Annotated in this window: 19 protein-coding genes; 5 read left to right on the top strand and 14 right to left on the bottom strand. The window is 69.7% G+C overall.

The annotated features are described in order from the left end of the window. Positions 1-341: 341 nt before the first annotated feature. The 4 genes from rplI to rpsF are packed head-to-tail and all read right to left on the bottom strand — an operon-like array spanning position 342 to position 1,891. Entirely contained in the window at positions 342-788 is a 447-nt protein-coding gene (gene rplI / locus AOP78_RS12150; RefSeq protein ID WP_062205052.1) for a 50S ribosomal protein L9, read from the bottom strand. A gap of 12 nt (positions 789-800) precedes the next feature. Beyond that, complete coding sequence (rpsR, locus tag AOP78_RS12145; protein WP_062205049.1) at positions 801-1,037, bottom strand: 30S ribosomal protein S18; 237 nt, start codon at positions 1,035-1,037, stop codon at positions 801-803. A 19-nt stretch (positions 1,038-1,056) separates the two neighbouring features. Then, positions 1,057-1,542 carry a single-stranded DNA-binding protein gene (locus AOP78_RS12140; RefSeq protein ID WP_062205047.1) on the bottom strand — a complete coding sequence of 162 codons (486 nt, stop codon included), beginning with the start codon at positions 1,540-1,542 and terminating at the stop codon, positions 1,057-1,059. Between the two features lie 58 nt (positions 1,543-1,600). Further along, on the bottom strand, positions 1,601-1,891 hold the full coding sequence (gene rpsF / locus AOP78_RS12135; protein WP_062205044.1) for a 30S ribosomal protein S6: 291 nt from the start codon (positions 1,889-1,891) through the stop codon (positions 1,601-1,603). Positions 1,892-2,163: 272 nt separating this feature from the next. Here rpsF and AOP78_RS12130 point away from each other — a divergent pair, with 272 nt between their 5' ends. Then, complete coding sequence (locus AOP78_RS12130; protein ID WP_062205040.1) at positions 2,164-3,207, top strand: lipid II:glycine glycyltransferase FemX; 1,044 nt, start codon at positions 2,164-2,166, stop codon at positions 3,205-3,207. Positions 3,208-3,325: 118 nt separating this feature from the next. Here AOP78_RS12130 and AOP78_RS12125 read toward each other — a convergent pair whose 3' ends face one another. Beyond that, positions 3,326-5,680: a transglycosylase domain-containing protein gene (locus AOP78_RS12125; protein WP_062205037.1), complete on the bottom strand. Its 2,355-nt coding sequence runs from the start codon at positions 5,678-5,680 to the stop codon at positions 3,326-3,328. Positions 5,681-5,900: 220 nt separating this feature from the next. On the opposite strand from AOP78_RS12125, the gene AOP78_RS12120 reads away from it, so the two are divergent. Next, on the top strand, positions 5,901-6,497 hold the full coding sequence (locus AOP78_RS12120) for a PadR family transcriptional regulator (RefSeq protein ID WP_062205035.1): 597 nt from the start codon (positions 5,901-5,903) through the stop codon (positions 6,495-6,497). 12 nt (positions 6,498-6,509) lie between these two features. Further along, complete coding sequence (locus AOP78_RS12115; RefSeq protein WP_062205032.1) at positions 6,510-7,604, top strand: inositol-3-phosphate synthase; 1,095 nt, start codon at positions 6,510-6,512, stop codon at positions 7,602-7,604. A gap of 126 nt (positions 7,605-7,730) precedes the next feature. On the opposite strand, the gene AOP78_RS12110 is transcribed toward AOP78_RS12115, so the two are convergent. From AOP78_RS12110 to AOP78_RS12080, 7 genes are all read right to left on the bottom strand, one after another. After that, complete coding sequence (locus AOP78_RS12110) at positions 7,731-8,423, bottom strand: SDR family oxidoreductase (RefSeq protein WP_062205233.1); 693 nt, start codon at positions 8,421-8,423, stop codon at positions 7,731-7,733. A 126-nt stretch (positions 8,424-8,549) separates the two neighbouring features. Then, the gene (locus AOP78_RS12105) at positions 8,550-9,818 is read right to left on the bottom strand and encodes an alpha/beta hydrolase family protein (protein ID WP_160297636.1); all 1,269 of its coding nucleotides are present in this window, start codon (positions 9,816-9,818) and stop codon (positions 8,550-8,552) included. Further along, complete coding sequence (locus AOP78_RS15270) at positions 9,811-10,167, bottom strand: hypothetical protein (protein ID WP_062205029.1); 357 nt, start codon at positions 10,165-10,167, stop codon at positions 9,811-9,813. Before AOP78_RS15270 ends, AOP78_RS12105 begins: the two co-directional genes overlap by 8 nt. Positions 10,168-10,357: 190 nt before the next feature. After that, the gene (locus tag AOP78_RS12095; protein WP_062205027.1) at positions 10,358-10,894 is read right to left on the bottom strand and encodes a DUF805 domain-containing protein; all 537 of its coding nucleotides are present in this window, start codon (positions 10,892-10,894) and stop codon (positions 10,358-10,360) included. 161 nt (positions 10,895-11,055) lie between these two features. Continuing rightward, positions 11,056-11,817, bottom strand: a complete 762-nt coding sequence (locus tag AOP78_RS12090; protein ID WP_062205025.1) for a LysE family translocator — start codon at positions 11,815-11,817, stop codon at positions 11,056-11,058. Next, on the bottom strand, positions 11,814-12,512 hold the full coding sequence (locus tag AOP78_RS12085) for a TetR/AcrR family transcriptional regulator (RefSeq protein ID WP_083980101.1): 699 nt from the start codon (positions 12,510-12,512) through the stop codon (positions 11,814-11,816). The genes AOP78_RS12090 and AOP78_RS12085 overlap by 4 nt, the downstream gene beginning before the upstream one ends. 19 nt (positions 12,513-12,531) lie before the next feature. Beyond that, positions 12,532-13,911, bottom strand: coding sequence for an acyltransferase family protein (locus tag AOP78_RS12080; RefSeq protein ID WP_160297635.1), 1,380 nt, complete (start codon positions 13,909-13,911; stop codon positions 12,532-12,534). A 93-nt stretch (positions 13,912-14,004) separates the two neighbouring features. Here AOP78_RS12080 and AOP78_RS12075 point away from each other — a divergent pair, with 93 nt between their 5' ends. Then, a complete protein-coding gene (locus AOP78_RS12075) occupies positions 14,005-15,315 on the top strand; it encodes an MFS transporter (protein ID WP_062205021.1) in 1,311 nt (436 codons plus the stop codon). A 118-nt stretch (positions 15,316-15,433) separates the two neighbouring features. Here AOP78_RS12075 and AOP78_RS12070 read toward each other — a convergent pair whose 3' ends face one another. After that, positions 15,434-15,967: an Lrp/AsnC family transcriptional regulator gene (locus AOP78_RS12070; RefSeq protein WP_062205014.1), complete on the bottom strand. Its 534-nt coding sequence runs from the start codon at positions 15,965-15,967 to the stop codon at positions 15,434-15,436. Positions 15,968-16,131: 164 nt separating this feature from the next. On the opposite strand from AOP78_RS12070, the gene ald reads away from it, so the two are divergent. After that, entirely contained in the window at positions 16,132-17,226 is a 1,095-nt protein-coding gene (gene ald / locus AOP78_RS12065; RefSeq protein ID WP_062205011.1) for an alanine dehydrogenase, read from the top strand. Between the two features lie 132 nt (positions 17,227-17,358). On the opposite strand, the gene AOP78_RS12060 is transcribed toward ald, so the two are convergent. Beyond that, positions 17,359-18,270, bottom strand: coding sequence for a PDDEXK family nuclease (locus tag AOP78_RS12060; protein ID WP_152659532.1), 912 nt, complete (start codon positions 18,268-18,270; stop codon positions 17,359-17,361). Positions 18,271-18,322 lie beyond the last annotated feature (52 nt).

Genomic DNA, 18,322 nt, shown 5'->3' with positions numbered 1-18,322 from the left:
CCTCCGATAGTGGAGGAGGACCTCCGCCCCCGCATCGTCCAGGCACGACACCGCCCAACACCGCCCCCACGCTGCGACAGTACGAACCAATCCGAGCCACGACACCCCGGCGACACGCCGCGTCGTCCCGCGACTCGCTCGCGAGTCGGGTCTGGGATTGGTTCAGACTGTCGGCCGACGGCGGGCGAGGCCTGCGGGTGCGGGTGCGGGTGCGGGTGCGGGTGCGGGTGCGGGGGCACGATGCGCGGCCCGGGGCGCGGTCACCGACAGCCCCCGGAACGCACGAAGGCCCGGCCCCCGAAGGGACCGGGCCTAGGTGGATGGACCCGAGGGTCCGAGCGTTACTTCGCGGCGACGACCTTCACGGCGACGGTCGCGGAGACCTCGTCGTGAAGCGACACCGTGGCGGTGTACTCGCCGAGCGCCTTGATCGGCTGCGCGAGGTGGATGCGACGCTTGTCGACCTTCGCGCGGTCGCCGATGGCGGTCGCGATGTCGGCGGGCGTCACGGCGCCGAAGAGGCGACCGGACTCGCCAGCCTTCGCCTCGACGACGACCTCGACGGACTGCAGGGCGTCGCGGGCAGCCTGGGCGCCCTCGATGCTCTGGATCTCCTTGGCGCGGCGCGCCTTGCGGAGGCCCTCGATCTGCTTCTCAGCACCGGCCGACCACGGGGTGGCCAGCTTGCGGGGCATGAGGAAGTTGCGAGCGTAGCCGTCCTTGACGTCGACGACGTCGCCGGCGATGCCGAGACCGTGCACCTCGTGGGTGAGGATGACCTTAGCCATGTCTACCCCCGATCAGCGGCCGGAGCCGGCGTAGGGAAGGAGCGCCATCTCGCGCGCGACCTTGACGGCACGGGCGATCTCACGCTGCTCCTGGACGGAGACACCGGTCACGCGACGCGAGCGGATCTTGCCGCGGTCGGAGATGAACTTGCGCAGCAGCGCGGTGTCCTTGTAGTCGATCTTCTGAACCTTGGCCGCCTTGAGGGGGTTGACCTTCTTGCGCGGCTTGCGGATGTCGTTCTTAGCCATTTCCTGAATTCCTGGGTGTTTAGAAGGGGGGCTCGTCCGACGCCGGGGCGGTTGCCCACGGGTCGTTGTCGGAACCTCCGGCCGGTGCAGCGGAGTAGCCGCCACCGCCACCCGAGAAGCCTCCGCCGCCGTTGCCGCCGCCACGCTGGTTGCGCGTGACCTTGGCCGACGCGTAACGGAGCGAGGGGCCGACCTCGTCGACCTGGATCTCGTTGACGGTGCGCTTCTCGCCGTTGGCCTCCCACGAGCGCGACACCAGGCGGCCCGTCACGATGACGCGCATGCCCTTGGTGAGCGACTCGGCCACGTTCTCCGCGGCCTCGCGCCACAGGGAGCAGCGCATGAACAGGGTCTCCCCGTCCTTCCACTCGTTCGACTGACGGTCGAACTGACGCGGGGTGGACGCCACCGTGAAGTTCACCACCGCGGCGCCGGACTGGATGAATCGCAGCTCGGGGTCGCCGGTGAGGTTTCCTACGACGGTGATCTGGGTGTCGCCTGCCATGTGTAGCTCCCTAGGGGTCGCTTGCTGTGGGTGAGGATTCTGACGAGGCCCGGGAGCCTTACTTGGCGTCCGGGCGGAGCAGCTTCAGGCGCAGGACGGTCTCGTTGAGGCCGAGCTGACGCTCGAGCTCCTTGGCCGTCGCGGACTCCGCGGTGAAGTCGATCACCGCGTAGATGCCGTCGCTCTTCTTCTTGATGGGGTACGCAAGGCGGCGGCGGCCCCAGACGTCGACCTTGTCGACGGTTCCGTTGTCGCCGGTGACCACGCCGAGGTACTTCTCGAGCGACGGGGTGACCGTACGCTCATCCACCTCAGGGTCGAGAATGACCATCATCTCGTAATGACGCATCGAAATACCCACCTCCTCTGGACTATGCGGCCACGGACGTTCCGTGGCAGGAGGGTCTGATGCTTCGCGGCCTGCACTGTCGGATGACAGGGCTCAGCCACGGCTATCCAGGGTACGGCATCCGGCCCGTGCTCGCCAGGCCGCCTGGGGAAGGGACGATGCGATGGCCGCCGAACGTCCGCATCGTCCCGTTTCGCACGGTTCCCCAGCGCCGTTCCCCAGCGCCGGGCGTCCAACGGGTTCACGGCCGTTCGCGCCGTTACGCTGGGTCCGTGACTACCTCAGCTGACGCCCTCAGCGTCGCCCAGGTCCCCGACGAACGCTTCCTCGAGCTGGCGCGCACCGCCGCTCATCCCGTGCCGATCGAGCAGTCCCCAGCCTGGGACACGTACGACGCTGCGGTCCCCGGCCGCGCGCCGTGGCGCCGCCTCGCTGTCTCGGCGGGCGACGAGCCGGTGGCGCTGATCGCCTTCAGCGCCTTCGAGGGGCGCGGGTTCCGCTATCTGTGGGCCAAGCACGGCCCGATCTGGCTGTCCGAGCAGACCCCGGAGCGCGAGCTCGCGGTGCGCAGGGCGCTCGTCGCCTACGTGAAGCGCGAGGCGTCGTGGTGCGTGTTCCTTCGCATGCACGCCAAGCACCCCGCGCCGGACCTGAGCGACCTGCTCCAGACCGTGACCTACGACCACACCGTGATCGTCGACCTCCTGCGCGAGGAGGACGTGATCATGCAGTCCTTCTCCAAGCGGGGTCGCTACAAGACGCGCCGCACCCTCAAGGACGAGGCGATGACCGTCGCCGAGGAGACCGGGCTCACGGACGAGGAGTTCGGCGAGCTGTACGAGATCTACCGCGAGACGGCGTCGCGCGACGGCTTCGGCATCTTCGGACCCGACGTCTACCTGACGATGCTGCGGTCGCTCGGCGAGCACGTGCGCCTGTGGGTCGCGCGCCGCCACGACACCGGACCGGAGGGCGACCTCACGCCCGGCCGCGCGGTGTCGTGGGTCATCTCGACCGTCTACGACGACGCAGGCGTGGACGTGTACGCCGCGGGCAACGCGGAGGCGCGCAAGACCGAGGCGGCCCTGAGGATCAAGTGGCACATCCTCACCACGCTGAAGTCGGAGGGCGTGACCCAGTACGACCTCATGGGCGTCGGCTCGGACCGCGCCCCGCAGCTCATGGGCGTGCGCGAGTTCAAGCAGCAGCTCGGCGACGTCGTCGAGGTCGACGGCGCATGGGACGTTCCCGTGAAGCCGCTGCGCTATGCGGCGCTCACGCAGGCGCTGCGGCTCAAGCACGCGCTCGGACGCTAGGGACCACCGCGCCCGCGCCACCGTGCGCGCCGAGGACTCGTGCGCGCGCTGAGCGCGCCCAGCAGGACGACGAAGGCCCGACCCCACTCGCCGTGGGGCCGGGCCTCTGGTCTCGCCGCTAGGGAAGCTCGACGCTCTCCGCCGATGGAGCGGTCGACGCCTCCGGCTCGGTCGTCGTCTCCGCTGGCGTCGACGTCGTCTTCTCCGGCGTGGTCGTCGTCTCCGCTGGCGTCGACGTCGTCTTCTCCGGCGTGGTCGTCGTCTCCGCAGGCGTCGACGTCGTCTTCTCCGGCGTGGTCGTCGTCTCCGACGGCTCGGGCGATGCCTCGGTCGAGGTCGTCGTCTCCGACGGCTCGGGCGACGCCTCCGTCGTCTTCGCGGTGTGCGACGCCTCACCGACGTTGGCTCGACCGGGGAACTCCTCGACGTCGTAGTCCTCGAGGATCGTGCCCATCATCTCCGTCCAGACGTCGGTGGGGACCGTCGAGCCGGTGATCTGGGAGTACCCGCCGAACGGCGTGATCGACTCGGCCTCGCCGTTCTCACCGATCTGGTACAGCGCGACGACGCCGACGACCTGCGGGGTGAACGCCGCGAACAGGGCCGACTTGTTGTCGTTCGACGTGCCGGTCTTGCCCGCGATGTCGCGGCCAAGCGAGTTGGCGGTCTTTCCGGAGCCGTACAGGACCACCTGCTGCATCGCGTACGTCGTATCGGCGATCACGTCCTCGTCGAACACCCGCCGCGACGTGGTGTCGTGCTCGTACGTGGTGGCGCCATCGGCGTCCTTGATGGTCTGAACCATGTAGGTGTCGTTATGGACGCCGCCGTTCGCGATGGTCGCGTACGCCTCCGCGATGTCGATCGGATGCACCGCGGCCGGGCCGAGCACGACCGACGGGGTCGCGTGGAGGTCGGTCGTGTCCTCGGGGATGCCCGCGTCGATCGCGGTCTGCACCACCGCGTCGGCGCCGACGTCCAGGCCGAGCTGGACGAAGGCCGTGTTGATCGACTTCTGCGTCGCCTCGACGAGGTCGACCCAGCCGTAGCTGATGTGGCCGAAGTTGTTGACCGGCCCGTAGTCGCCGAACGTCATGCCGCTGTTCGCGAGGTACTTGGTGTCCAGCCCGATCCCCTGCTCAAGGCCGGCGATGAGAGCGAATGGCTTGAAGGTCGAGCCGGCCTGCACCTGATCCTGGGTCACGCCGTTGCGCTGTCTCTCCAGATAGTCGGAGCCGCCGTACATCGACGTGATCGCTCCGGTCTCCGACTCGACCGTCACTGTCGCCGCCATGAGGCCGTCGTCGTGGTCGTCGGGCATGTCCTTGACCGCCTGGACGGCCGCCTTCTGGTCCTTCTTGTTGATCGTCGTGACGATGTCGAGGCCGAGGGTCTCGATGTCCTCCTCGGAGTAGTCGGTGCTCGCGACGACCTCGTCGATCGCTGCGCGGATGAGATAGCCCTTGGTGCCGCCGAAGGTGTTCGAGCGGGTGTACTCGATCGTCTCGGGGAAGACCTGGGCGTCGCGCTCCTCCTGCGTGATGAAGCCCGCGTCGACCATGCCGTCGAGCACGTAGTTCCACCGGTACTCGGCCTGGTCGGCGTCCACTCGCGGATCCCAGGCGGAGGGCGCGGGGATGACGCCCGCGATGAGCGCGGCCTCCGACAGCGTCAGCTCGGACGCGTCCTTGTCGAAGTACTCCTCGGCCGCCTTCTCGATGCCGTACGCGCCGCGGCCGAGGTAGATCGTGTTCATGTAGTTGAGGAGGATCTCGTCCTTCTCCTGCTCGGTGTTGATCTTGAGCGCGAGCAGCGCCTCATTGATCTTGCCGGGGATGTCGGTGACGGTCTCGCCCGAGTAGTAGCGCTCGACATACTGCTGGCTGATGGTCGATCCACCCTGCCTGTCGCCCTTGATGACCGTCTTGTAGAGGGCTCGGGCGGTGCCCATGATGTCGACGCCGGGGTTGGTCCAGAAGGACCGGTCCTCTGCCGCGACGATCGCGTTGCCGACGTAGTCCGGCAGCTCGTCGTACTGGTCCTGGGTGAGGATCTCGCGTTCAGCCTCGCCGAGCGTGCCCATGATGGTCGTGCCGTCGTCGTAGTAGACGGTGGACTGCTCGTACAGCGCGAACTGCGCGGGCTCGGGAGTCTCGAGCTTCGAGTACATGACGTACAGCGCCACGAACACCGCGGTGACCGCGAGCAGGCCCGCGACGAGGATGCCGATGAGGATCCGCTTGGTCCAGACCTTCCACTTGGCCTTCTGGGGCTTCCAGGGCTCGGAGTTCTTGCCCTTCTTCCCGTTCCCCTTGCCCTTGCCTGCGGACTCGCTCGTGCCCTTCGCGGCAGTGGTCGCGGCTCCCGCACGCTGGCTGCCCGTGGTTGGTCGTGCGCCTCCCGTGGACCCGCCCTGGCCGCTCGCGGAAGGGCGGAGGGACTGACGCTGGGGGGTCTCTCGTTCGTCGCTCACGAAGTCAGTCTACGAACGGGACACTTCAGACGTTCCATGACTCACCAACCGGAACCCGTGGAACCGCGGGTGCCGCATCGTCCCTACGCGCCGCCCCTGCGCGTCGTCTTTGCATCCGATGTATCGATGCGATACAACTAGGTGCTACATATCGCATCGATACATCGCGACGACCTCCCCGGACCGTGCGTGATCAGGACCGGCGGCAAGGAGGCGAAGCATGGCGAAGACCGATGTGCTGACCCTCGGCATCCTCGGGATGCTCGCCGAGCAGCCGCTCCACGGCTACCAGATCCGCAAGCGCCTCGGCACGGAGCTCGGCCCGTTCCGCGCCCTGAGCTACGGCTCGCTGTATCCCGCACTCAAGCGGATGGTCGAGGCGGGGCTCATCGAGTCCGTCGGCGAGGAGAGCGTCGGAACGGCAGGCGTGCCGTCGTCCCGCCGATCCCGGATCGCCTACGGCCTGACCGACGACGGCCAGGCGCGGCTCGAGCAGGAGCTCGCCACCGCGGGGGCCCACTCGTACGACGACGACTCCTTCGACGTGCGGTTCTCGCTGTTCGGCCAGACCGACTCCGAGACCCGCCTGCGCATCCTCGAGGGCCGCCGCCTGCGGCTGTCCGAGCGGATCGACGAGCTCCAGGAGATGAGGCGGCGGCAGCGAGAGCGCGCCGACGCCTACACCGCCGAGCTCCACCGGCACGGCCTCGAGCGCGTCGAGCGCGAGGTCGAATGGCTCGATCGACTGATCGAGAACGAACGTTCCGCACACAGCGGAGACAACAACGGATCCGCCGCGTCCGCGGCGGACGATTGAAGGGAAGAACCCATGGCGAAGCTTCGCGTTGCCATCGTCGGCGTCGGCAACTGCGCCACGTCGCTGATCCAGGGAGTCGAGTTCTACAAGAACACGCCTGCCGACGAGAAGGTCCCCGGCCTCATGCACGTCCAGCTGGGCGACTACCACGTCTCGGACATCGAGTTCGTGGCGGCGTTCGACGTCGACTCGCTCAAGGTCGGCAAGGAGCTCGTCGAGGCCACCAACGCCTCCGAGAACAACACCATCAAGATCTGCGAGGTCCCGAAGACCGACGTCCAGGTGTCGCGCGGCGTCACCCTCGACGGCCTCGGCAAGTACTACCGCGAGACCATCGTCGAGTCCGACGACGCCCCGGTCGACGTGGTGCAGGTCCTCAAGGACACCCAGGCCGACGTCCTCGTCTGCTACCTTCCCGTGGGTTCCGAGCAGGCCGCCAAGTACTACGCGCAGTGCGCGATCGACGCGGGCGTCGCCATGGTCAACGCCCTCCCCGTCTTCATCGCCTCCGACCCCGAGTGGGCAAAGAAGTTCGAGGACGCCGGCGTCCCGATCGTCGGCGACGACATCAAGTCGCAGGTCGGCGCGACCATCACGCACCGCGTGATCGCGAAGCTGTTCGAGGACCGCGGCGTGCGCCTCGACCGCACCTACCAGCTCAACGTCGGCGGCAACATGGACTTCAAGAACATGCTGGAGCGCGACCGCCTCGAGTCCAAGAAGGTCTCCAAGACCCAGGCTGTGACCTCCAACCTGACCGACAGCCCGATCGCCGGCAAGAAGGAGGACCGCAACGTCCACATCGGCCCGTCGGACTACGTCGCGTGGCTCGACGACCGCAAGTGGGCCTACGTGCGCCTCGAGGGCTCGGCCTTCGGCGAGGTTCCCCTGAGCCTCGAGTACAAGCTCGAGGTCTGGGACTCCCCCAACTCGGCCGGCATCATCATCGACGCGGTCCGCTGCGCGAAGATCGCGAAGGACCGCGGCATCGGCGGCCCGATCCTCTCGGCCGCGACCTACTTCATGAAGTCGCCGCCCGTCCAGACCGAGGACACGCTCGGTCGCCAGCACCTCGAGGCGTTCATCGCCGGCGAGCGCGAGCGGTAAGCAGTTTCCCGGGCCCATCCCCGGGTAGCGCGATGGCCGGGATCCCCGTTCGGGGGTCCCGGCCTTCGTCGTCCTCGGGGGCGTCGCATGGACGATGCGGGAGCGGCCCGGTCGGGCGGGCGTCCGTCACACGGACGATGCGACCGCCTCGGCGATCTCGACGTCGCCCGAGACCAGCTCCCACTGGTAACCCGCGGTCGCCGGCTCCTGAAGGCATGCGAGGATCGTCCCCGCCACGTCGGCACGCGGGATCGATCCGTAGCCGACCTCCTCGGCCAAGGTGACCCGTCCGGTGGGCTCGTCGTCCGTGAGTCGTCCCGGACGCAGGATGGTCCACTGCAGGCCGCTCGCTCGTAGGGCCACGTCGGCGTCGCGCTTCGCATGGACGTAGGCGACCCAGGACTCTCCGCGACTCTCGTCCGGCGGGAGGTCCACACCGATCGCGGAGACCTGCACGAAGCGGTGGATGTGCAGCGAGCGCGCCGCCTCGATCGCGTTGGTCGAGCCCTCGAGGTCCACGGTGCGCTTGCGCTCGACGTTGCCGTCCGCGCCTCCCCCGGCGGCGAACACGACCGCGTCGCTTCCGCGTAGCGCCTCGACCCACTCGTCCGCGCTCGCCTCCTCGATGTCGAGCATGCGGGGGCTCACGCCCATCGCGTCGAGCTCGCGCGCCTGCTCCTCGCGGCGCACGAGCGGGACGGCCTCGATCCCCGCGCCCTTCAGCAAGGGGATCAGCCGGCGCGAGACCTTGCCCGCGCCCCCGACGATCGCGACCCGCGTCGGGGCCTCGGACTCTCTGTTCCCGTGTGAACCGCTCATGCTCATGGGACACCTCCACGATGCACGCTATTCCCGCGATCCCGGTTGCGCCGGTCGCGGCGATCGTGCCGTGCCCACCAATCCCCGCCGCTGGCCGCACGGCCGGGCCACCCCGTCCGTGTCGCGCTACAGCAGGCCCTTCTCGACGATCTGGTACTGCGTGTGCACGACCTCGGTCGTCGCATCGTCCACCAGGAAGCGAGCGAACGGTGCGCTGAGCGACCCGTCCGCGTCATGGGTGGCCGCGGTGGCGGCGTAGCCATCGGCCGAGTGCGGCCTCAGGCCCTCCGCGACGGTGTCGGTCACGGTCACCCTGAGCGGCCCGTCCCCCTCGGGGGCGAGGTCGAGCGCGGGCACCGTGTCGCCCTCGTGCACGAACGACAGCACCGGCACGCCCGCCGGGTCGTCGGCGGTGTCGATCGGCGATCCCGCGACCACGACGCCCTCCACCGAGACCTTGCCCAGGCCCGTGCGGGCGAGGTCCGCGGCGAGCATGCCACCCAGGGAGAAGCCGACGAGCAGCACGGGCGCCCCTGCGGGGATCCCGGCCTGCCGCACGGCCTCCTCCACGCCCTTGCGGAACGCCGACGAGGAATCAGGGAGCAGCGCGGCCACCATGATCGCGTCCAGGTCGTTCGGCGCCGGCTTGTCTCCGTCGAACACCACCCAGTCCTTCGTCGAGGGAAGCGTGACCACCCAGGTCTCCTCGCCGGCCGCGGTCGTGACCTTGGCGATGTCCACCACGGCACGGTCCTGCCCGCCGAGGTCGTCAACCAGGCCGCAGTCCGCGATGAGATCCGAGACGGAGGCGGGCCGGGAAGCGTCGAGAGTCTCCTTCGCGTCGCCGGCCCCGTCCGGGAGCCCGCCGACAAGCGGCCCGATGGTCGGTTCGGAGAGCGTCGCGTCGTAGGCGGCCCGCCAGAGGGCGTACGCCCCGAGGACCGGCGACAACGCTGACAGCGCCGCACCCACAAGCGGCAGCGTGCCGCTCCGGTGCACGTCGAGCACGCGCGGCGAGGGCAGGCCCTCGAGCTCGGCCGCGATCGCTCGCAGGCGCGCATTGCGCTCCGTGATGGCGGGACCCGCCCACCACGACGCGTCATGACCGGCTGCGGGGCCCAGCGAGGCGAGATGGTCGCCGCCCTGCGCGTCCCATGGGCCCCGCGTGGCCTCGACCGCGACCGCGGCGCGCACGAGCAGATCGGCTGCCTCGCGTCGGAGCTCCACGAGGTCGGTCACGGCCACACGCAAGCGCGACTGCGCTTCCTGCGTGGCCCCGGCGATCCACCCGAGGCCCGTGTCGTCCCGGAGCGCGAAGGCCCTCTGCTCGAGCGTGTCGGCCTCGGAGCGCATGGTCGCGGCGCACGCCCGCAAGCCGGCGGCGGCCTCACTCATCGCGGACGTTCCCCGCCGTCGACGTGGCCGCGCTCGACGACCCCGCACCGTCGCTCGCCGAGCGCGCCGCCAGCGTGGCCAAGGAGGGACGGGCGAGCCGTCGGTCCACGTCAAGGATCTCGGCGACGCTTCCCTCAGCGGCGTCGGCGAGGCTCGACGCCTCGGCGCAGATCGCGGTGACCGCGCGTCGTTGCTCGGCATCGACGCGCGCGACGGCCGCGATCAGGCCGGCGTGACCGGTCGCGTGCGCGGCCGCCTCGGGATGCCCCGACAGCGTCTCCGCCGCCAGGGCACGCAGCGCTTGCACCGCGCGCTGGACCTGTGCCTCGTCGATCGTCAGATCCGCCATGTCTCCCCTTCCGACGCTGGAACGGTAGGCCGGGGGCGCGTCGCTGCGGGCGGCGCGGGAGATGCGCTGGGGACAACCGCGTCGTCGGGGCCGCCTGTGGTCAGGGCTGTCGCGCGTCACCGCACGACGGCGCTGGGTCGTCCGTCAGGGCCGGATCGCGCCGTCCGTCAGGGCTGGATGCCGTCGTCCGTCAGGGCTGGAAGCCGCCAGCGGGCGGCGGGGTGGTGCCCCCGGGCATGGGCGGGGGCGCCATGGGGATGTGACCCCACTCGGCGCCCTTGGGGTTGGGCCCGTACACGTTGGTGCCGGCCTCGGAGTCGAGCAGCGTGAACACGAAGACGACGATCGAGCCCACGTAGTTGACGACGGGGATGTAGGCGAGCAGGACCCACCATCCCGAACGGCCCGTGTCGTGCAGGCGACGGATCGTGACCGCGAGCGTCGGGAGGAAGAAGACGAGCCACATCGCGATCAGCACGGCGCCCGCGATCACGATCGGGCCCCAGCTGATCTCCTCGAAGGCGCTCTCGGGGATCGTGCCGTCGGCCTCTGCGGAGGCGATCACGGGCGCGAGCGAGACCATGGCGAGGATGGTGACGACGATCGACACCGGGATGGAGACCAGCTGGATGAAGAGGTAGAACCACCAGTACTCGGCACGCCGCGCGCGTCCCGAGAAGTCCGTGTACTTGCGGAAGCAGGTGCTGATCGCCTCGCCGAAGCTCATGTTGCCGTTCCCCCAGGTGTGATGCCGATTCGGCGTGGAACCGAGTGTGTGCGGTGATGGTCCGGCCCCACCCTAGCGGGGGTTGGCACCGGGCGACAGGGCTGCAGTCATCACTTTCCTCCAGGGACGATGCTTGGGCGGGGTGTCGTCCCGCGTCGGCGTCAGGCCACGCGTCGAGAGAGCAGCAGGACGACGCCGAGCGTCGCCATGAGACCGCCTCCCGTGGCCCTCACTCGCGCGAGCCTGCGGGGCGATCCCGCGAACCACGAGCGCGCGCCGGCCGCGAGCAGCGCGTACGCCCCGTCGCTCACGATCGCGATCACCGAGAACACGAACCCGAGGATGAGGATCTGCGCCCAGGCGGGCCCCGCGGCGGGGTCGACGAACTGCGGCAGCACCGCCGCGACGAAGACGAGCGTCTTGGGGTTGGTCACGCCGACCACGAAGGACTCGGCCAGCACCTTGCCCACGCTCGCCTGGTCAGCCTGGTCAGCCTGGTCAGCCTGGTCAGCCTGGTCAGCCTGGTCCGCCTGTGCGACGGCGGCGCCCGGCCCGACTCCCACGCCGTCCGCGGCGGTGCGTCCCGGCACCGGCGACGCCCCCGCATCGTCCATGTCGAAGCCGGCGATGCCGTCGCGGCGATGGCGGATCGCCTGGACACCGAGGTAGATCAGGTAGAGCCCGCCGATCACCTTGAGAACGACGAACGCGGTCTCCGAGGCCGCGATCAGCGCGCCGACGCCCGTCGCGACGAGGACCGCGTGGACGATGAAGCCGCCCGCGTTGCCGACGACCGACAGCAGCGCGCGGGCGCGGCCGTGCTGCAGTGCGCGGCCGACGATGAACAGCACGCTCGGCCCAGGGATCGCGATCACGACGAAGGCGAGCGCCGAGAAGGCGAGCAACGTCTGCGGTGCGATCATGTCGACGACCCCTCCCCCGAGCGCAGGCGCGCCTGCCGCGCCTCCTTGATCGAGTCAAGGGCATCGACCGCCTCAAGTGCAAGGGGGGCGAGCGGCTTGAGCCGCGCCGCGCGGATCAGCCGCGACAGGGTCGGCGCGAGCCGGCCGACGATCTTGCGCGAGACCTTGCCGTCGGGCGACAGATCCTGCACCCAGCCGAGCGTGAGGATCATCTGGACGAGCCACAGCAGCTCGGGCAGCGCTGCCCGCAGCCTGGCGTCGGTCTTGAGGTCCGAGCCCTCGATCACGTCCTCGTACAGCGCGATGAACGTCTCGCGCGCGGGCTTGGACTCGGCGCTGAACGGGCTGAGCGGGCTCGTCGGGACGACGGCCATGCTCACGAGGGACTCGGCGATGGCGCGGTAGCGGTTCGAGACCTCCAGGTAGGTGTCGAGAGTGGTCCCCAGGCGCTTCTTGAACGACTTCTCGCCTGCGATGCGGTCGCGCGTGAGGTCCGCGTGCTCGCGCGCGATCCGCAGGTAGAAGCCCTGGACCAGGTCCTCCTTGCCGGAGAAGTAGTAGTAGGTGCTGCCCAGCGAGACGTCCGCACGCTCGGCGATCGCGCGCATCGTCGTGCCGTCATAGCCGTTCTCGAGGATCAGTGCGGTCGCGGCCTCGACGATGCGGTCGCGGGTGGTGGAGTCGAGGGTGGGCAAGGGGACCTCCTGAACGCGTTCAACTGTGCTCAGGGTAAGCCCGCACGACGCGGAACCACACCGCGAGCTCCGCCGCTGCCAAAGATCCAGCGACGAACGCGAACGCGATCTGCTCGGTGATCGGGATCCCGACCAGGTGGCCGACGTACCAGCCACCTGCGCCTTGGAACCCCGTGACCGCGAAGCCGAGCAGGCCGACGATGCCGAGCACGACCGACAGCCCGGCGACCGCTGCGCGGCCTCGGGACGGCCCCGCGGGCGGAACACGTCGAGGAGGACGCTCAGCGAACCGGACGGCGATCACGAGCGCGAGTACCAGCGCGAGGAAAGGCACGAGCATCGCGAGCTTGACCCACCAGAACGCGGCGGTCGACGGATCCCCGCTCAGATCAACGCCGAGCGCCCAGAGGAGGAGATGCACCCCGATCAGCGCGGTGAAGTGCCACAGGAACGCCGTCATCGCGACCGAGCCGGCGACGATCACGGTCGCCCACACGCGGCGCCGCGCGAGCCAGCGCGTCGCGGGGCCGCGCAGAAGCAGCAGCGCCCCCGCCTGCGCGACCGCGAACGCGAGCAGCGCGACCGTCGGCGGCGCGAGGTTGGACAGGTGCTCGCCCGCGTACGAAACCATCGTCGTCGAGTACGGGCCCAGCCACACGAGCAGCGCGAGGACGACGGCTCCGCCGCCCAGCATCGTCCCTCCCAGGCGGCGCGCGCCCACCCGGTCCGCGACGCCATCGGCGTAGAAGAACCCGAGCTGGTGCACTGTGAGCCACACGAGCGCGAAGTTCAGCCACTTCACGCCGTCGATCCCGACCGCGAGGCGCAGCACGTCCACGAGCACCACAGCGCCCGCGAGCGTCGCGAGCACGCGCCACCCCCACCGCTCATGCGCGGTGAGCAGCGCGGGAGCGAGCCCCACGGCGATCAGGTAGATCCCGAGGAACCACAGCAGCTGGCCCGCGACCTGCAGCACAGGGCCCGTCGCCGCATCGTCGCCCGTGGTGGCCTCGACCACCACCGCCACGATCTGCCACACGCCGACGAACAGGAACGTCGGCCCCATGAGCCGGACGATCCGCGAGCGGATGAAGTCGGCGTAACCGCCTCCCCGGCGACGCACGGTCCGCCAGGCCGTCGCATGAGCGAACCCGCCCACGACGAAGAAGATCGGCATCACCTGGAAGATCAGCGTGAGCGGTCGCGCCCACGCCTGGGTGTCGAGCACGTTGGCGACGGTGATCGTGCCGGCGGCGTGGTCGATCGCGACCGCCGCCATGAAGAAGTGGCCCAGGATGACGCCCCCGAGCGAGCCGACGCGCAGCAGATCCGCGTAGCGGTCGCGCGTGTCCGGCGTCGCGGCGACCATCGCCCCCAGACTCACCTGTCTCCTGCTCACCCCTGACCCCTTCGCCCCATGCCGCGATGCTAGCGGGAGACCCTGACACCCCGTGTCCATCCGGTGTCACTCCCAGCCTCTACCCTGATCGGCATGTCCCTGCGCGCCGATCTGCGAGTGCTGTGGAGGTCGCCCGGCTTCCGCCGCCTCACCTGGACGCGACTCCTGTCCCAGGGCGGCGACGGCATGTTCCAGGTCGGGATCGCGACCGCCTTCTTCTTCGACCCGACCACGGCGACCTCGCCCGAGCAGATCGCCGTCGGGTTCGCCGTGCTGCTCGCGCCCTTCACGTTCGTCGGGCCGTTCGTGGGGCCCCTGATCGACCGTTGGCACCGCCAGCGCATCCTGCTCGTGGGCAACCTCGTCCGCCTCGTGCTCGCCGTAGGGATCATCACGCTCGTGCTCGCCGACGCTCCACTGTGGTCGCTGTACGCGACCGCGCTGCTGACGCTGTCGGTCAACCGCTTCCTGCTCGCCGCGATGACCGCGGGGCTGCCCCAGGTCGTGCCCGCGCATCAGCTGCTCGCCGCGAACGCCGTGCTCCCGACCCTCGGCACGATCGCCGCGTCGGTCGGCGGCGCGATCGGCGGCATCGCGACCTTCGTCGTCCCGTCGGTGAGCGACAGCTCGCTCGCGATCACCGCACTGATCTGCGCGGGTCTCGCGTTCGGAGCGTCGTCCGTCGCGGCGACGCGAATCGCTCGCAAGGAGCTCGGCCCTGTCCACGGCCTCGAGGCGCTCGACGTCGGCGCGCAGCTCCGCGCGCTCACGGCCGAGCTGCTCGAGGGCGAGCGCTATCTGCGCGCGCGCCGCACGCCCTGGCATGCGCTCGGGGTGATGTCCGCGCAGCGCCTCCTCTACGGGCTCGTGTTCGTGGCGTCGATCCTCGCCTCGCGCAACATCCTCGCCGACCCGGACGATGCGGAGGCCGCGCTGGGCGCGTTCTCGATCGTCCTGGGGTTCGCGGCGGTCGGCTTCGGGCTCGCCGCCGTGCTCACGCCGATGCTCGGGGACCGCATCTCGCGCGAAAGGTGGATCCTCATCTGCCTCGGCATCGGCTCGGCCGGGCAGGTGCTGCTCGCCACGACGCCCCAGGCCTGGACGCTGCTGGCCGCGGCGGTCATCGTGAGCTTCGCCGTGCAGGGCGGCAAGATCGCGGTCGACACCATCGTCCAACGCGACACCGAGGACCACGTCCGCGGGCGCGCGTTCACCCTGTACGACATGGCCTACAACGTCGCCTTCATGTCCGCCGCGGTGCTCGGAGGGCTGATCCTGCCCGAGAGCGGCTGGTCGCGACCGATCATGATCGGGATCGCGGTGGCCTACGTGCTCGTCGCGATCGTGTTCGCGCGCACCCCCCACGAGGTGCGGCCCGTCCCGGCGAGGCCGGTCGCCGGCTGAGCGTTGGAACGACGCTCAGCCCCGAGGTGCGCGGTCCCGAGGCACGACGCGACCGCATCGTCCCTGGCCCTTCCTCCAGGCGACCGATGCATCGCCCGCAGCCCGGGCATCGTCCCTGTTACTCGAACGGCTTGCGCATCGCCTGGATGATGTTCTGCATCCCGTGGTGCTCGGCGCCGCCCAGGTGCTCGAACACGATGTTGGTCTCGGTCGACGCGACCACGGGGTCCATCGAGATGTAGCTCGCGACGAAGTCACGCAGCTGGCCCGTCGACGTGCACACCACGTGGATGAGGAAGTCGACCTGGCCTCCCACGAAGAAGACCGACCGGACGTTGGGGAGGCGCACCACCTTGCGGGCGTACGTCCTCACCTGCGGCCGCGCCTGCGCCTGGAGCTTGACCGACACGAGCCCCTGGACGGGCAGGCCGAGCGCCTCGTAGTCGAGCTCGACGTGCGACGAGCGGATCACGCCGGAGTCCTTGAGCGCCTTGACGCGCGCGTGGGTGGTCGACGGGGACACGTGAACCTTGGCCGCGAGCGCCGTGTTGGACAGGCGCGCATCCCGCGACAGCTCCGAAAGGATCTGCTCGTCCAGCTCGTCGAGCCGAAGATTCGACGGCGTGGAGCCCTCCGCGTACCGATCGGTCATAGATTCTCCTGAAGTTTCCGCAGTTTCGGCAACTGTATTCGAACTTTCTTGCATCGGCCGGAGGAAATTCGAGAATTGAGGTGGGTCTACGAAGTGACCGCGACTGGAGTCCCCGCCCCCGGCGATTCCTGCCGCACCACACGAACAAGCGAAGGAGAGGGATCATGCAGATCGGCGTTCCCGCAGAGATCAAGAACAACGAGAAGCGCGTCGCCATCACGCCCGCGGGCGTGACGGAGCTCGTCAAGCACGGCCACAGCGTGACGATCGAGGCCGGCGCCGGCGTCGGCAGCGCGTTCACCGACGAGGAGTACGTCCTCGCGGGCGCCGCGCTCGGCACCGTCGAGGAGGCGTGGGGTCAGCCCATGGTCCTCAAGGTCAAGGAGCCGATCGCGTCGGAGTACAAGTACCTCCGCGCCGACATGCTGCTGTTCACCTACCTCCACCTCGCCGCCGACGAGGCGCTGACGAAGGCGCTCGTCGAGGCCGGCACCACCGCGATCGCCTACGAGACCGTCGAGCTCGAGGGCGGCGCGCTTCCCCTGCTCGCCCCGATGTCCGAGGTCGCGGGCCGCATGGCCACGATGGTCGGCGCGTTCAACCTCCAGTCCTCGGCCGGCGGCCGCGGCGTGCTGCTCGGCGGCGTGCCTGGCGTCCGTCCCGCCAAGGTCACGGTGCTCGGCGCCGGCATGTCCGGCCAGAACGCGATCGCGCAGGCCGTGGGCATGGGCGCGGACGTCACCGTGCTCGACCTCTCAGTCCCGCGCCTGCGCCAGCTCGACGCGCTCTACGCGGGCCGCGTCAAGACCGTCGTGTCCAACGCCTACGAGGTCGAGCAGGCCTGCCTCGAGGCCGACCTCGTCATCGGCGCCGTGCTCGTCGCGGGCGACAAGGCCCCGAAGCTCGTCTCCCACGAGCTCGTCTCGCGCATGAAGGCGGGTTCGGTGCTCGTCGACATCGCGATCGACCAGGGCGGATGCTTCGAGGACTCGCACGCCACCACTCACGCCGAGCCGACCTTCGCGGTCGAGGGCTCCACGTTCTACTGCGTGGCCAACATGCCCGGCGCGGTCGGCAACACCTCGACCCTCGCGCTCACCAACGCGACCCTGCCCTACGCCGTCCGCCTCGCGAACGACGGCTGGGAGGTCGCCACGGCCAAGGACCCGGCGCTCGCCCGCGGCCTCGCGACCGTCGACGGCAAGATCGTCCACGGCCCCGTGGCCGAGATCTTCCCGTCGCTGCCCGCGGCGGTCTGATCCCACGTCTCCGAAGCGGGCCCCTGCAATGCGGGGGCCCGCTTTCGCGTCTCATTCGCTTCTCCCCTCCGTCCCACCCGGCCGGTCTCTCCCCCACCCCGCCCGTGTCTCCTCTAGGCCGCTGATGCCTGCTCATTGACTCGTCGCGCTACCTGCAGGGCGCTCATGCCTGCGCGACCGAATCGTCGCCTCCGCGAGCGCGCGGCAGCCCTCGGCATCGTCGAGCACCCTGGCGTACCCGAAGCGGAGAGTCAGGATTCCGACCGACGCCAGGATCGAGTCGCGCTCTCGATCCGCCGCTACCTGTGCGATGCCTGAGTGGTAGCCCTCCCCGTCGAACTCGAGCGCGGTCGCGGATGCTTCGTGGAAGGCGTCGAGCTTGAAACGTCGATCACCCACCCTCACCCAGTGCTGTCGCAGGCATTGGCTCAGCACCGGTCCCCGTAGGACCCGATCCGCCTTCATCTCGAGGTAGCTCTCCGCTCCTTCGCTGGCAGCCCGCAGCAGGCGCATGAGGTAGCGCCTCTGCGCAACATTCGAGGTGGCCTGCGCTGCCTCGACGATCTGGTCCGGCTTCGCTCCACGCCGACAGGCGGCGAAGACCCGCTCCGCTCGATCGTGATTCGCCGCCCAGGAGTACGCCTGCACCACCGCGATCGGCGGCACGACCACGCGTCGCCCGAATGCCCTCCACGTCGCCGCGACATCCTGGGTCGCATGCACGCGAACCCAACTCGGTCCGCGCTTGTGACGCCCGGTCGGCACGACCACGTCGACTCTCGCCGGCGCATCGCCAAGGTCAGCGAACGCCAATGCCGCGTCGCCCGCAATCGCTCCGTGCGCCCAGTCGGCCGCTGCGAGGCTGCGCGCGTGCCACGAGTCAGCGTGCAGAGCCGAGGCGTAGCGGTTGGGCAAGAGCCTCACGATCTCCCCGCGCCTGATCGCGGCATCGAGGCCCGCGCGGGACGCGTGCGCGCGCAATTGAGAGAAGGTGAACGGTCCAACGTGGGTGAGCAGATAGTGCGCGAGTGCCGCCGTTGTCATGCTCACAGGGTCAACGCCCCTGAGGCGACCCGATGCTCGCGCGACGCTTCTT

The sequence above is a fragment of the Demequina salsinemoris genome (genome assembly GCF_000974805.1).
In the GTDB taxonomy this organism is placed as follows: Bacteria; Actinomycetota; Actinomycetes; order Actinomycetales; family Demequinaceae; genus Demequina; species Demequina salsinemoris.
This window is presented reverse-complemented; position numbering and strand designations above follow the sequence as displayed.

Bases quoted from the DNA above. Each gene is read 5' to 3' on its own strand.
- rplI (WP_062205052.1), bottom strand. From the start codon at position 788: ATGGCTAAGGTCATCCTCACCCACGAGGTGCACGGTCTCGGCATCGCC.
- rpsR (WP_062205049.1), bottom strand. From the start codon at position 1,037: ATGGCTAAGAACGACATCCGCAAGCCGCGCAAGAAGGTCAACCCCCTC.
- AOP78_RS12140 (WP_062205047.1), bottom strand. From the start codon at position 1,542: ATGGCAGGCGACACCCAGATCACCGTCGTAGGAAACCTCACCGGCGAC.
- rpsF (WP_062205044.1), bottom strand. From the start codon at position 1,891: ATGCGTCATTACGAGATGATGGTCATTCTCGACCCTGAGGTGGATGAG.
- AOP78_RS12120 (WP_062205035.1), top strand. From the start codon at position 5,901: ATGGCGAAGACCGATGTGCTGACCCTCGGCATCCTCGGGATGCTCGCC.
- AOP78_RS12115 (WP_062205032.1), top strand. From the start codon at position 6,510: ATGGCGAAGCTTCGCGTTGCCATCGTCGGCGTCGGCAACTGCGCCACG.
- AOP78_RS12110 (WP_062205233.1), bottom strand. From the start codon at position 8,423: ATGAGCGGTTCACACGGGAACAGAGAGTCCGAGGCCCCGACGCGGGTC.
- AOP78_RS12105 (WP_160297636.1), bottom strand. From the start codon at position 9,818: ATGAGTGAGGCCGCCGCCGGCTTGCGGGCGTGCGCCGCGACCATGCGC.
- AOP78_RS15270 (WP_062205029.1), bottom strand. From the start codon at position 10,167: ATGGCGGATCTGACGATCGACGAGGCACAGGTCCAGCGCGCGGTGCAA.
- AOP78_RS12095 (WP_062205027.1), bottom strand. From the start codon at position 10,894: ATGAGCTTCGGCGAGGCGATCAGCACCTGCTTCCGCAAGTACACGGAC.
- AOP78_RS12090 (WP_062205025.1), bottom strand. From the start codon at position 11,817: ATGATCGCACCGCAGACGTTGCTCGCCTTCTCGGCGCTCGCCTTCGTC.
- AOP78_RS12075 (WP_062205021.1), top strand. From the start codon at position 14,005: ATGTCCCTGCGCGCCGATCTGCGAGTGCTGTGGAGGTCGCCCGGCTTC.
- AOP78_RS12070 (WP_062205014.1), bottom strand. From the start codon at position 15,967: ATGACCGATCGGTACGCGGAGGGCTCCACGCCGTCGAATCTTCGGCTC.
- ald (WP_062205011.1), top strand. From the start codon at position 16,132: ATGCAGATCGGCGTTCCCGCAGAGATCAAGAACAACGAGAAGCGCGTC.
- AOP78_RS12060 (WP_152659532.1), bottom strand. From the start codon at position 18,270: ATGACAACGGCGGCACTCGCGCACTATCTGCTCACCCACGTTGGACCG.